The following is an 11,988-nucleotide window of genomic DNA, read 5'->3' as shown; positions in this document are numbered from 1 at the left end:
CGCCTGCGAGGCTTGGCAGAAGCTCATCGCCCAACCCGAAACAATCGAATCAATCGGAATGCGAGAGTGGGCTCACGTCGGTCGAGCGTCATGACCCTTGGTATTAGTCGGTGCCGGCGCCTGAATGATTTTATCGCAGGTCCGGCAGCTGTACTTGGTTCGAACGGTCTCGATCACCTGCCAGGCCTGGGCGACCAGATCGAGCATCTCCTCGTGATCTTCGCCCATGGCGCAGATCGCCGCCGCAAGCCTGGGCAGCATGCGCAAGACGGCGAATCACCCGCTTGCGCGGCAGGTTCGGGTTGCAAGCCGGCATCGATCGCAAGGAGATCGGCCTGCTGCTTGCCACGTCGACACCTGACCATCTGCTGCCGCCGAGCACGCCGCTGGTGGCGCACAGGCTCGGCCTTGAAAGGGCCGGCGGGGCCGACCTCGCGGGCGCGCCTGCTTCAGAGCCTGGTTACCGATTGATCCGCCGCAACGACGCGATCACGCCTTTCGATCTAACCAAGGTCACGTCGCGCTGACCAAAGCCTTCCTCGCGGTCGAGGATTCCACGGCGGCCGGCTCGCGGCGTGTCCACGACGTAGTCGAGCAACTGACGGCGCAGGTCATCGCCGCGCTCGCCCGCCGGGCCGATGCTGGCCGCACCTTCCACATCGAGGAGGTGCAGCAGGACCAGGTCGAACTGGCGCTGATGCGCGGCGAACATCACAAAATAGCGCCGCCTATGTGCTTTATCGCGAGGAGCGGGCAAGGGAGCTCGCGCAAGAGAGAGCGACTGCCGCCGGACCCGCGCAGCCTTCACTGCAGGTGAAGGGCGATGACGGCGCGGTGGCACCGGTCGATGAGGCCCGCTTGTCGCGCATGGTCAAGGAGGCCTGCGACGGACTGGATGTCGTCCCTGCCGCGCCGGTCCTGACCGAAGCCTGCCGTAATTCTACGACGACATCTCGCTCGACGAACTGTCTCTGGCACAGATCTTGGCCGCGCGTACCCTGATAGAACAGGAGCCAACTACGCCTATGTCTCGGCCCGCCTGGTCACGCCACTGACATCTGATGCCCATTAGTTGGCCAGCGCCTCGCGTCCCGTCTGTGCAGCGAAATATCTCGCGATTGCATCGATAACCCGAGTTGTCGCCTTTCCATCGCCGTAGGCGTCCACGGGCTTGGCCATTCGCAAGTATTCGTCCGGATCGCACAGCAGTCGGGTCGCTTCACTCACGATGCGCGCGGTGCTGCGGCCCACAAGGCGCGCCGTGCCAGCTTCGACAGCCTCAGGCCGCTCGGTGATGTCCCTTAAAATAAGCGTCGGTTTGCCGAGTGAAGGGCCTTCTTCCTCTGCGCCGCTGCTATCCGAGATGATGATGTGCGAGCGCAGCATCAGGCTGCAGAAATTCCGGTACGGTAGCGGATCCACCACCGTAATATTCGCCTGGTCGCTCAGATAGGGCAACATGACTTCGCGCACTGCCAGGTTCTTGTGCAATGGGACGATCACACGAACGTTTTCCTGGAATGATAGGCGCACCAGAGCTCTTGCGATCTCGTGCATCGGTGCACCCCACGACTCGCGTCGATGTGCTGAGGCGACCACGATTCGCCGGGTATCGTTGTTGAGATCGGCAAGTGCGGGCTCGGCGAACGCGGTAGCATTTTCGGCCGCCCAGCGAAGGGCATCGACGACCGTGTTGCCGGTGACCGCGACACGATCCTCACGCACACCTTCGCGGACAAGGTTTTCGCTGCTTCGGATGGTCGGCGCCAGGTGGAGATCCGCTATCTGGGCAACGAGGCGCCGATTGGCCTCCTCTGGGTATGGTGATGCGATGTTGCCGCTGCGTAAGCCCGCCTCGAGATGGATGATGGGGATACGGTGCTGGAAGGCGGCCAGAGCGGCTGCCAAGGTGCTCGCGGTATCGCCATGAACGATCACTGCGTCCATTCCCCATTGGTCAATTTGCCCGGAGAGCATCTCCAGTATTCGATGTGTGACCTGCGACAAGGTCTGGCGAGGCTGCATTATGTTTAGTTCGATATCCGGCCGAATGCCGAATTCCATTAAAGTAATATCGAGCATCTCGCGATGCTGCCCCGTGGAAACAACGAGTGGCTCGAACCTGCGGTCGGACTTCATTGCGTTGATGACTGGGGCGCATTTAATCGCCTCAGGACGAGTACCGAAAATGAATGCCACTTTGCGCAATATCGTCTCTCCAATGAATCTGAGGCGTTCTCTACTGACACTACTGGTGGTCGTGTCTCGCGTGTGCGTTGGGGGCCGGCGACCGCAGTTGCCAAGGAATTGCATCAGGGGCCCTGTAGGGGTCATCCATTTGGGCCGAAGCGACCACGTCTTGGCCAATCCCCGCCGGACGACCAGGATCCTCTCACCGAGCCGACCGGATTACGAGCACCGCTTTGGTACGTGGCGGACCTAGCGATGCGCGCTTCCCATAGAATGTGGTCTGACGCAGATGTATTTCCTTTGTTTTCATCCATCGCGGCTAACCGCGCCATCAATGCTGGTCGGCTATAGCTGCCGCCACTCCTCCACGAATAGACGCAAAACTCGTGCCTATTTGGCTGATCGAGCTGAACAAAAATTTTGTGATTGCTTACAGCTATTTAGCCAATGGAGCAAAACGAGACTGTGGTCACGAACCCGACAGAGCCGACAGCCGGCGGGGATCTGGTGTACGAGGAGAAATTGGTTGGACCGTCCCTCGAAGCGTCGCTGACTGCTGACTCTTCCCGGCAGTTGGGATATCAGCGACCAGATTGCCCGAAGATAGTACGGATCGAGGCAATGACAAAATAACGCAAGAAGCTGGCCGTGGCGACCGGTACAGCGTAACGGTTGCACACAATACACGGGCGGCCCCTCACGGCGCTGGCGATCAAGGCGTTCGAACCCGAAATGGCGAGCTTCAAACGTGGCCGAGACTTTGCAGCCTGACTGGGCTTGGTCCCGCGGCAACATTCCTAAGCGGGCAAGGAGCGGCTCGGACGGGTTTCGAAGAGTAGTTGCGGATTTCGCAAAAGCCGGACAAGAGTTCCGTTAATTCCCGGACAGTTTTGGAGTGCACCCCTCGACTGAGACAAATAAATATGGGACAGTTTCTGGATTGCAGGAACTGGAAATGGTTGGAAGAAAGCCGAGATTTAGCGAACAAGAGAAGCTCTCCATGCTCTTGCGGATGCAAAACGGCGAGAACGTCAGCCGATTAGCTGATGAACTGGGTATTCACCGCCAACGCTTATATGCCTGGCGTGAGCAGCTGCGGACGTGTGGCAATCTAATGCCGAGCCCGGGGCGCCCTGCTGCTCCTTGGTCTTCGGTTCGACAAAGCGCATTGTCGGTCGTTGCGCTGCTTCGACGATCGCCTCCGCATCTGCGACGTCGTTCTTCTGCCGCTTGACGAACGGTTTGACATAGGCCGGGGCAATCAGTCTTGGCTCATGGCCAAGCCGAGCCATCTGACGGGCCCAGTAGTGCGAGCTGCCGCACGCTTCCATCGCCACGACACATGCCGGTTGACTCGCCATGAACTTGCAAAACTGCAGGCGCGACAGCTTCTTGCGGAACACAACCGATCCATCAGCTGCCGCCCCGTGCAGCTGAAAGACGATCTTTGCCAGATCGACCCCAATGATGGTAACCTTTTCCATGGATGCCTGCCTCTCCTTTGCGTGGCGCTAACACCACAAACTTTGGCACATTGCGATGCCGTCGGAGAAGGCTGGCATCCACCCCATCAGCAAAGACCACGGACGTTGCCGGTTTGCGTGGCTACGATGCCGGCAAGAGTGAGCCTCGAAGGCGCGTATCACCAGTGGAGGAAGGTTCCACCTCGAAGAGCGGGACGGTGACGGGAAACGACACATGAGCGGGGGCAGGCGAGCCAAGTGCGGCACGCCGCAGGGGCGGGGTCGCAAGCCCGCTGCTCTCGGTCATCTACATGAACCGCTTCCTGAAACATTGGCGGCTCACCGGACGCGGCGAAGCGTTCCGTGCTCATGTCATCTCCTATGCCGATGACTTCGTTATCCTCAGCTGCGGTCATGCAGCTGAGGCGCTGGCGTGGACGCGGACGGTGATGACGAAACTCGGGCTGACACTCAATGAGGCCAAGACCTCGGTGAAGGGTGCCCGACACGGGCGCTTCGACTTCCTTGGCTACTCGTTGGGACCACACTACCTCCTCAACGGTGGCCGGTGGTATCTGGGCGCAAGCCCGTCCAAGAAGAGCGTGCAGCGGGTCAAGACGAAAGTCAGCGAACTCCTGAGGCCGGGAAACAAGGTGCGTGGCCGGAGGTGCGAGCTCAACTAAACCGGGTTCTGCTCGGTTGGTCGACGTACTTCTGCCACGGCACCCGAGCACCGGCCTACGAAGCCGTTGACCGACATGTCCATGACCGCGTCAGCAACTTCCTGCGCAAACGGCACAAGCTGCAAGGACGTGGCACGGGCCAGGTCTCCCGAGAGAACATCTCCGAGAAACTGGGCGTGCTGCGTCTTCGTCGCGGGCAGGGAGCGCCGCCCCGTGGGCCTTACAACGAGGCCAGTCGGAAAGCCGGATGCGGTAGCTCCGCACGTCCGGTTTGACGAGCGGGGAGGGGAAACGGAGCGCTTCCGCTCTGGAACGCAACCGCGCCCTTCCTCGACTCTACAGACGGCCGCAAGCGCCATATCATTACCGACACCGAGGGGCACCTTGTCGGGCTGAGGGTGCACGCGGCCGACATCCAGGACAGGGATGGGGCAGTTGGCGTCCGAGCCAGGCGAAAGTTCGCTCGACGACCCATCGTCGCGGCAGAACCTCGAAGCCCTTGGCCGTGTCGGAGCGCTTGATGATTTCGATGGTCCACGTGCTCCGGTCGGCCAGGGCCTGCATCAGTTTTTCTCCGGCATAGCCGCCGTCGGCGAATGGATGGCGCAGCCACGAGTAAAGCTGTCGAATGGAGGCGGTGACGTTGTCGCCGGCTCGCCAAGGACTTCGAGGCGACTATCGCAAGCGCCAGGCATGGACATTCATCGCCTCCATCCGCCTCATGCTCCGCCGCCGCGCAGCTCCACCTCACACGTAACCGAGTTTCGAGTCAGGCTCTGAGAGGTTCTAGCGCCAGCTTGACATTGCGAAGAGTGCAAGGTCGAAGCTGCAGGCGTATCTTCCCGGCGGCACGCGAGGCAAGCCGCGCGTCGATGACCGCCCGATGATCAGGGTATTGTCCAGGTCATCAGGAGCGGCGGGCGCTGGGCCGCCACGGGCGTATGGGGCGACATCTTCCATGCGCTCGCCAGTGCCGGAGGACTGCCCGCGCAGATACTCATTGACTCCTCAGCCGTGCGGTAACATCGCTGCGCAGAGGCCGGGAAAGGGAGGAGTGCAGCCAAGCCACAGGCCGCTCGCGCGGCGGCCGTACCACCAAGATCCACGCTCTGACCGACGGGCCATGGCGGCCTGTCGCCTTCATGCTGACGGGCGGCAACGTCGCCGACCAAGGCAGGCGAAGCCCTGCTTGGACAGTTGCCAGACACCGGCCTCGCGAGCGCTGACAAGGGCTACGACAGCAGCGCCATTCGCCGGCAGATCGGCGACCGAGGAGCTTTCGCCAACATCTCGCCCAAGGCCAACCGCATCTGGAAGGACTGCTTCTCGCCTTTCCTCTAGCGCGACGCAACGCCATCGAGCGCACGTTCTGCCGGATCAAGGATTTCAGGCGCATCGCAACGCGCTACGACCGGAACGCCTCCACTTCCTCGCAGCAGTCCAGATCGCCGCGAAGGTCGCTTTGTGGTTGTGAGTCCGAACCGTAGAGGGAACGGCATATGACCGCATCAGCAAAGAGGACCAGATGAAATGGCAGGTCTCAAACAGTTGCGGAAAACTCGTTGGTCGGACCGTCAGCAGTTGCTGTCCTTCCTCCTGCGGGGGCAATCCTTGGCGAAAACAAGCAGCCGATTGCGCAAACGTTAGGACTTTCGAAACCATGCATTCGGGGCGCAAGTGAAATTGATTCCGAACGCATCAGTGTAATAAGTGTCAATCAAAAATCCAGATTGTTCTACTATCTGTAGTCCGGCGATAATTTCTTTATCTGCGCGCATTGGGTCGTCTTCAATGACATAATAGTCCCCGGATGCGAGAAATCGCCCAAGGTAAGAAAATATAGAAAATATTTGCACGTGCGCATTATCAACTACGAGCCACGGGTGAGGTAGTTGCGAAAGTAAATCTTCATCAAAATTTGCAACATTTGAGAGATCGACTGCATGAAACGTAAGCAGTGGATGCTTAGCTCTTTCATGAATGCATTCAAAATTGATGTCGAAAGAATGAACTTCGCCTTGGTTCTCGCGCAAAACAGACATCTGATCGGCAAACCACATCCCGCTTCCACCCTGAAGTGAGCCGCGTTCGAGAATTGTCTTTGGTTGTAGTTCCCAAATAAGTCTTGTATACAAATGTAGGTCAAAAAGGGTTCTTTACGTTTAGAAGACCTTTGTAGGTTTGCGCCAAGGCTCCCAATTTGGTCGAATAGTTGGGGAAGAGTTTTGCGTGGAAAGATGAATTCCATCCTCGTGCAGATGGTTTTGCAAAGCGGTCAGGACCATTGGAATTCACCGCGCCGGCTAGCACTGCTGCAAAATCAAGAGCTCCGCCAGGCTTTAACTGCTCCGGATGGTTCTTATGGGCGACTTCCCAAAAGGCCTTATGTCCAGAATCAAGTTCCATAGTATATCTCCTTACACGTTCTTTAGCGGGGTAGCGGCCGATTGATCTCTATAACCAGCTAACCACGGCCTTTCTCCCTTGAGGAGCTACCAAATTAGGTAGGGCTACAAGCGCGTAAGTGATGAGCGCCGACGAGGTGGTCGGCTTTCTCGAAGCCGTGAACGGATTGAGGAATGGGTCGCGCTGACTATGGCGTACGCGGCGGGTCTGCGCGCACTGGAAGCTTCACGGATGAAGGTCGCCGATATCGACAGCCGTCGGATGGTTATTCGCGTCGAGGAAGGCAAAGGTGGCAGAGACCGCTACGTGATGTCTTCGCCGCCGCTGCTGGAGATTGCGCGGCTATTGGCGGCTGACCCGGCCCGGCCAGTGGTTGTTTCCTCGCCGCGACATCTTTGCGCGCTGGAAGCGTTGCCGTGTCGCGCCCGATTACATGTCGAAGTGGACGGGCACTGGTATTCCACGCCCTACCGCCTGATCCGCGAGCTCGTCCATGTGCGTATCGCCGACAACACTGTCGAGATCTTCCACAAGGGGCGGCGGATCGCCAGCCACGCGCGTGCGATACCTCCTGAGCCCCTCATGACCGGCGCCGCGATTATGACCGACTGAGGCCACGCCCAGACCGGGCGCGTGGATGCCGTCGTCCCAACGCCACCTGCGATGGCTCCACGTATGCTTCAGACCATTGTTCGGCCCGCACTCGCCACCCAAATGAGACCCCATCGACGGCTCAACGCCCAAGGGCAGCCGCTGCCTATCAGCGCTCCGCGTACAACAATCCCCATAGCGCCAGTCCTGCCCGCGGCCCCAGCTGAGCGAGCGCCAGCCTTGAGCCCACGGACCTCACAGAAGCCTCCAGATTCCCATGGAGGTGCAAATCAGATTCAACGCTGATTTTTGGAGACCGGCGATGGACTGCGCCGCGCTTCGGGATGACCAGTGGGAACGGATCAAGGGTTTTGTGCCCGGCGGCACGAAGGGTAAGCGCGGGCCGCGCACGGATAACCGCAAGTTGAACGCGCTGCTGTGGATGGCGCGTTCGGGCGGGCGCTGGCGGGGACCTGCCGGAGCGGCTTGGCGATTACCATTCGGTGAAGCGGCGCTACTATCGCTGGATCGAGATGGGTGTGTTGGACGACATGCTGGAAATGTTGGCCCGCGAAGCCGACCTGGAGTGGCTGATGCGAGCCCACCAGCATGCCGCCGGTGCCCGCAAGGTGAAAGGGGGGCGGATGCCCAGGGCCTGGGCCGGTCTCGAGGCGGCCAGAGCACCAAAATCCAAGGTGCAACCGAGGCTCTCGGCCTTCCCGTCCGCCTGATCGGCTCGCCAGGCCAGCGCAACGGTATCGCCTTGGCCCATGACCTGATTGACGACCTCGACGGTGGAAGCGCCATCGCCGACAAGGGATATGACGCCGACCATCTCGTCGCTCAAGCAGTTCCGCCGTGTCGCAACCCGATACGACAAGCTACTCGCCAACTTTATGGCTTCGTCAAACTCACCGCTATCGCGATATGGCTCAGATAGTTAAATCGTCACTGCGTCCTGGGGATCTTGGTTCCGAAATATCTCGTGTGGGCTACATCCAGGATGCGATTGACCCAACTCGAATAACTATGTCCGGCGGTCCTCGCGGCCAGGGAATAAAAGCTGGTCGTACCAATTGCCGGCATGGAGTTGATCTCCAGGACAAAGGGCTGACCGGAGCGATCGATCCGAAGGTCGACACGGGCATAATCCCGGCACTGACAGGCACGGAAAGTCGCTACCGAGACATCGCGTAGCATCGTCGCAAGACTGCTCCCGACTTGCGCCGGGCAAATGGCCTGCGGCTCTGCGGCCATCATGTGCTTCGCTTCATAAGTATAAAACGTCTGGCGGTCGCCGAAGTCCAGCTCCACCAAAGGGAACACCTCAAGCTCTTCGTTTCCGAGCAGCGCCGCAGTGATTTCTCGCCCTTCGATGTATTCTTCAACGAGCGCATCCTGCGCATACTGCGTGATGATTGCTTCCACGGCCTGCCTCAAATGAGCGGGTTCGTGTACGAGCTGCAATCCGCGGCTGGCCTCCTGGAGACGCGGCTTTACTACCACTGGGAATCGCAAGCCGCCAGTACACTCGGTCCCTCTAGTCATCACGCGAAAATTCGGCGTCGGCACACCGTGGTCGCGCATGAGTCTCTTGGCGATAACCTTGTCGCTGGCAGCCCCCTGCCCGAGTGGGCTTGATCCGGTGTACGGAATGCCGGCCATCTCGAGCATGGCCGGAACGTGCGTGTAACGATGCTCGCCCTGAATTCCCTCCGCCAAGTTGAAGACAATTCCCGAAGGGCGGGCTTGCGAATCGGGTGGCATGAAGCGCTCGAGAGTAGTGAGCAGTCCCTTATCGCCTTCGCATACCAGCGTCTCGTGGCCGCTCTCTTGCAGTGCCGCCACCAGGCTTTTTACTGTTTCTCCGGGAAAGTATTGCTTCAGATAAGGCTGACCGAACCGGTTGATCACGCCCGTAAGATCATAGTTCTGCACGACAGCTACCCGCATGACCTACTCCTTCCATGTTTCCCGCTATTACGTTCGACCGCTAGGCTTGTCGTTCGTCTGCACTGTGTCCTATGCAAGCGGCATGCCATCGAAGATCGTTGTGCGAGCAAAAGGGGAAAGCTATGTGTTTCGCGCCGCAACGGCGAAAAACTTGCGCCTCAGTGTGTCGGGTTCCGAACACAGAGGTCTTCAACTGGAAACAGCTGAACACGGCAACACGGACATCGAATGATGCCGGTCTTCACTTGGCTTCCGTTGCAATCCTGCCACGGGTCAAGTGACGGCTGGGCTGAGCCTGACTTTAGGCTTTAAGCACCGGCGTTGAACAGAGCTTCAAGGTCCCTGATGTCGTTCGCTGGTGCTCGCAACCCTGTCCCTGCGGAAAAATAGCCGGCTCGTCCGTGAGGCTGTCGCGAAGCCCAGCCCGGTCGGAGCATCGCTTGATACGCCGGTGATCCTGTCGACGATGTTGTTCAGGAATTTCATCTTCGGCAAGAAACATTCCTCGACGGCCCTGGCGATGGCTGGGCTTTTCGCGGCGCAAGCGGACAGCGCCAAGGCGATCCTCGGCATCTGGATTGAGCAGACCGAAGGCGCCAAGTTCTGGCTGCGCGTGTCCTTCCTCCGTCGAATGAGCGATCTACCTTGGCGAATTGCGATGGCTAAGAACGATCAGCAGGAAAGCTATGAAAAGACCTTGGCTGCCAACTACGGTCGAGCGAGGGACCTCGTGAAATTCGCGGAAGCCAAGAACTCCATTATCGGAATCCTTCGCCCCACGGATGAGCCTCCATTGGCCTATCGAACTGCCTTCCTGTTTGGCGCTCCTGTTGCTAGCCACCCAATCCTGACATGTCAGTAATTCTCGCTCGGCGTGGCAGATATCAACCAGAAGCCCGTCGCCAAGTGGAAGGGACGGAGCACGGTCACCGACCTTAGATCTGTTCGATCGGTTTGCGCTCACGATAGAGCTCTGCCGCCTTTCGGTGGAGCGACGCATACACGCAAACACGACCGAAGACGAACGATGTGTGTTCGATGAGGCTGCTGTGTCCGGCTTGAAGTCCGGCATGAGCGTCCCATTGCACGGCCCTGAAGCGAGGTTTGCGGTTATGAGCTTTGCTCGCTCTGACGGCATGGAAATTCAAAGCAGAGCTATGAACTTGTTGCAGCTAGCCGCCTCGCGATTCCATACAAGGATAGTAGAATGTGATAATTCGCATGAACAGCACCACCTCTCGATGAGAGAAAAGGTTGCATTACGTGGATTTACGGAGGAAAAACATCATGGCCGAAATTATTATTGGAATTTCCGAGAGTACTATTAATTTCCACGTTAAAAATGCGATGCGGAAATTGGGTCTCACCAGCAGAACACCTAGAGCACGTCCGGGGATTGATGAATCGATTGTGATGTGACGGCCGACGCCGCTTCTGATTCAATGTCTGCTTTCAGGAGGTGGACGATGGCGCGAGCGCTCGGAGAGGATCTTAGGTTGCGTGTTTTGAGGGCTGCGGATGAAGGGACTTCGGCGCGTCAGGCGGCGGCACGATTTGGGGTGCGTATATCGAGCGCGATCCGCTGGATGGCAAGGGCCAGGCTGGGCGAGACGACGCCCCGGCCGCAGGGACGGCGACGCGGGTCGCGGCTCGACGGGCACGCAGACTTTATCGCCGGGCTGATCGAGCAGCATAAGGACATCACGCTGAACGAGATGGTGGAGCAGATCTCGACCGAGCGGTCGCTGAGCATCGGCCGCAGCACCTTGAGCGATTGGCTGCGCGGGCACGGCTGGATGTTCAAAAACGTATGGCCCGCCCCGCCTGCAAGGTTTTTGAAGTCGGCTTGAGTGGTCTGCTCAAAGGTATCCGGTCTCGCGGTTTTTGCCCGCGGCCAAGATGGATATCCGCACGCCCCGGTCCTCATAAAACGCACGGCATCGAGTGCCATTTTTTGAACCAGGTTTCCGAGACGCCGGTCGACCGTCAGGCCATCTTCATGTCCTTCCCGCAGATTATGTGACCGTCCGCTTTCCCTAAAGCCGACAGTCGTGTTGGTCAGGCGGCCGTAGCCTCGTGTGCCGGCTCAAAGATCGAATTCTGCCACAGGCTCGCCCAGGCGACACGTGCCAGCTTAGCGGCGAGCGCCACGACCGCGACATTGCGGTGACTGCGCGCCAGAAGCCCGCACAGCCACCGCCCGAGAGGTGTCGCGCTCTTGGCCAACGATGGCAGCGCCGCCCTAGCACCGTGAACGAACAGCGTGCGTAGATATTTGTTGCCACGCTTGGAGATGCCGAGCAGCCTGGGCTTGCCGCCTGTCGTAAACTGCCTGGGCACCAATCCAAGCCACGCGGCCAGATCACGTCCTCGCCGGAAGGCGCTCGCATCGCCGACCGCGGCTATCAGCGCGGTGGCGTTCAATACGCCGACGCCGGGGATGGTCATCAGCCGCCGGGCCTGCTCCTGCGCGCGGACAAGGTCCATGAACTCCCGGTTCAAGGCATCGATGAGTTCGTCGAGTTGCTGCCATTCGGCACGCATCTCGACGACGAGCGCCCGGATGCGGCAACTTATACCAAGGGTCATGAAGCTCGACCGACGTGAGCCCACTCTCGCATTCCGATTGATTCGATTGTTTCGGGTTGGGCGATGAGCTTCTGCCAAGCCTCGCAGGCGGCGTCGATGATGGCGTCGTGGCC

Annotated in this window: 12 protein-coding genes and 11 pseudogenes; 15 read left to right on the top strand and 8 right to left on the bottom strand. The window is 59.3% G+C overall.

From position 1 onward, the window contains the following. Window positions 1-72: 72 nt before the first annotated feature. Window positions 73-261, bottom strand: coding sequence for an IS66 family transposase zinc-finger binding domain-containing protein (locus tag EOA75_RS19785; protein WP_245466685.1), 189 nt, complete (start codon window positions 259-261; stop codon window positions 73-75). Between the two features lie 47 nt (window positions 262-308). Between EOA75_RS19785 and EOA75_RS35135 the strand changes: the two are divergent. After that, window positions 309-449: pseudogene (locus EOA75_RS35135) on the top strand (3-oxoacyl-ACP synthase); the annotation flags it as partial. Between the two features lie 18 nt (window positions 450-467). Next, window positions 468-1,045 (top strand): annotated as a pseudogene (locus tag EOA75_RS35130) (ATP cone domain-containing protein); the annotation flags it as partial. 23 nt (window positions 1,046-1,068) lie between these two features. Here the strand turns inward: EOA75_RS35130 and wecB are convergent. After that, the gene (gene wecB, locus EOA75_RS19770) at window positions 1,069-2,199 is read right to left on the bottom strand and encodes a UDP-N-acetylglucosamine 2-epimerase (non-hydrolyzing) (RefSeq protein WP_245466684.1); all 1,131 of its coding nucleotides are present in this window, start codon (window positions 2,197-2,199) and stop codon (window positions 1,069-1,071) included. Window positions 2,200-2,859: 660 nt separating this feature from the next. Here wecB and EOA75_RS35125 point away from each other — a divergent pair. Together EOA75_RS35125 and EOA75_RS19760 are read left to right on the top strand one after the other, a co-directional pair. Further along, a pseudogene (locus tag EOA75_RS35125) lies at window positions 2,860-2,988 on the top strand (IS110 family transposase); the annotation flags it as partial. Window positions 2,989-3,145: 157 nt separating this feature from the next. Then, on the top strand, window positions 3,146-3,424 hold the full coding sequence (locus tag EOA75_RS19760; RefSeq protein WP_127324954.1) for a helix-turn-helix domain-containing protein: 279 nt from the start codon (window positions 3,146-3,148) through the stop codon (window positions 3,422-3,424). Here the strand turns inward: EOA75_RS19760 and EOA75_RS19755 are convergent. Continuing rightward, window positions 3,324-3,674, bottom strand: a pseudogene (locus tag EOA75_RS19755) (IS110 family transposase); the annotation flags it as partial. The gene EOA75_RS19760 and the pseudogene EOA75_RS19755 overlap by 101 nt on opposite strands. A 290-nt stretch (window positions 3,675-3,964) precedes the next feature. Here EOA75_RS19755 and EOA75_RS35120 point away from each other — a divergent pair. The 3 genes and pseudogenes from EOA75_RS35120 to EOA75_RS19745 all read left to right on the top strand — a co-directional run. Next, window positions 3,965-4,336: a hypothetical protein gene (locus tag EOA75_RS35120; RefSeq protein WP_245466681.1), complete on the top strand. Its 372-nt coding sequence runs from the start codon at window positions 3,965-3,967 to the stop codon at window positions 4,334-4,336. Further along, window positions 4,222-4,611 carry a group II intron maturase-specific domain-containing protein gene (locus EOA75_RS35115; RefSeq protein ID WP_348628669.1) on the top strand — a complete coding sequence of 130 codons (390 nt, stop codon included), beginning with the start codon at window positions 4,222-4,224 and terminating at the stop codon, window positions 4,609-4,611. The genes EOA75_RS35120 and EOA75_RS35115 overlap by 115 nt, the downstream gene beginning before the upstream one ends. A gap of 69 nt (window positions 4,612-4,680) precedes the next feature. Then, window positions 4,681-4,770, top strand: a pseudogene (locus EOA75_RS19745) (IS5/IS1182 family transposase); the annotation flags it as partial. Window positions 4,771-4,774: 4 nt separating this feature from the next. Here the strand turns inward: EOA75_RS19745 and EOA75_RS19740 are convergent. Continuing rightward, window positions 4,775-4,981: pseudogene (locus tag EOA75_RS19740) on the bottom strand (transposase); the annotation flags it as partial. Window positions 4,982-5,138: 157 nt separating this feature from the next. On the opposite strand from EOA75_RS19740, the pseudogene EOA75_RS19735 reads away from it, so the two are divergent. Beyond that, window positions 5,139-5,810: pseudogene (locus tag EOA75_RS19735) on the top strand (IS5 family transposase). Between the two features lie 169 nt (window positions 5,811-5,979). Here the strand turns inward: EOA75_RS19735 and EOA75_RS19730 are convergent. Together EOA75_RS19730 and EOA75_RS19725 are read right to left on the bottom strand one after the other, a co-directional pair. Then, window positions 5,980-6,471 carry a CmcI family methyltransferase gene (locus tag EOA75_RS19730; RefSeq protein ID WP_127324950.1) on the bottom strand — a complete coding sequence of 164 codons (492 nt, stop codon included), beginning with the start codon at window positions 6,469-6,471 and terminating at the stop codon, window positions 5,980-5,982. Window positions 6,472-6,478: 7 nt separating this feature from the next. Further along, window positions 6,479-6,742, bottom strand: a complete 264-nt coding sequence (locus EOA75_RS19725; RefSeq protein WP_127324949.1) for a hypothetical protein — start codon at window positions 6,740-6,742, stop codon at window positions 6,479-6,481. A 118-nt stretch (window positions 6,743-6,860) separates the two neighbouring features. On the opposite strand from EOA75_RS19725, the pseudogene EOA75_RS19720 reads away from it, so the two are divergent. From EOA75_RS19720 to EOA75_RS19710, 3 pseudogenes are all read left to right on the top strand, one after another. Then, window positions 6,861-7,130, top strand: a pseudogene (locus EOA75_RS19720) (tyrosine-type recombinase/integrase); the annotation flags it as partial. A gap of 6 nt (window positions 7,131-7,136) precedes the next feature. Continuing rightward, window positions 7,137-7,306: pseudogene (locus EOA75_RS19715) on the top strand (IS21 family transposase); the annotation flags it as partial. 349 nt (window positions 7,307-7,655) lie between these two features. Next, a pseudogene (locus EOA75_RS19710) lies at window positions 7,656-8,273 on the top strand (IS5 family transposase). A gap of 8 nt (window positions 8,274-8,281) precedes the next feature. Here the strand turns inward: EOA75_RS19710 and EOA75_RS19705 are convergent. Next, window positions 8,282-9,286 (bottom strand): ATP-grasp domain-containing protein, encoded by a 1,005-nt coding sequence (locus EOA75_RS19705; RefSeq protein ID WP_127324948.1) that lies wholly within the window; start codon window positions 9,284-9,286, stop codon window positions 8,282-8,284. Between EOA75_RS19705 and EOA75_RS19700 the strand changes: the two genes are divergently transcribed. The 4 genes and pseudogenes from EOA75_RS19700 to EOA75_RS19680 form a co-directional block, all read left to right on the top strand. Further along, the gene (locus EOA75_RS19700; RefSeq protein WP_127324947.1) at window positions 9,285-9,518 is read left to right on the top strand and encodes a hypothetical protein; all 234 of its coding nucleotides are present in this window, start codon (window positions 9,285-9,287) and stop codon (window positions 9,516-9,518) included. The genes EOA75_RS19705 and EOA75_RS19700 overlap by 2 nt on opposite strands. A gap of 126 nt (window positions 9,519-9,644) precedes the next feature. Further along, on the top strand, window positions 9,645-10,148 hold the full coding sequence (locus EOA75_RS35620; RefSeq protein WP_127324946.1) for a hypothetical protein: 504 nt from the start codon (window positions 9,645-9,647) through the stop codon (window positions 10,146-10,148). 425 nt (window positions 10,149-10,573) lie between these two features. After that, window positions 10,574-10,705: a LuxR C-terminal-related transcriptional regulator gene (locus EOA75_RS19685; protein ID WP_127324945.1), complete on the top strand. Its 132-nt coding sequence runs from the start codon at window positions 10,574-10,576 to the stop codon at window positions 10,703-10,705. Window positions 10,706-10,752: 47 nt separating this feature from the next. Further along, a pseudogene (locus EOA75_RS19680) lies at window positions 10,753-11,088 on the top strand (transposase); the annotation flags it as partial. A 256-nt stretch (window positions 11,089-11,344) separates the two neighbouring features. Here the strand turns inward: EOA75_RS19680 and EOA75_RS19675 are convergent. Next, window positions 11,345-11,953: an IS110 family transposase gene (locus tag EOA75_RS19675; protein ID WP_245466682.1), complete on the bottom strand. Its 609-nt coding sequence runs from the start codon at window positions 11,951-11,953 to the stop codon at window positions 11,345-11,347. Window positions 11,954-11,988 lie beyond the last annotated feature (35 nt).

Origin of the sequence: Mesorhizobium sp. M1A.F.Ca.IN.022.07.1.1, from assembly GCF_003997575.1 — a bacterium.
Classification (GTDB): domain Bacteria; phylum Pseudomonadota; class Alphaproteobacteria; order Rhizobiales; family Rhizobiaceae; genus Mesorhizobium.
This window is presented reverse-complemented; position numbering and strand designations above follow the sequence as displayed.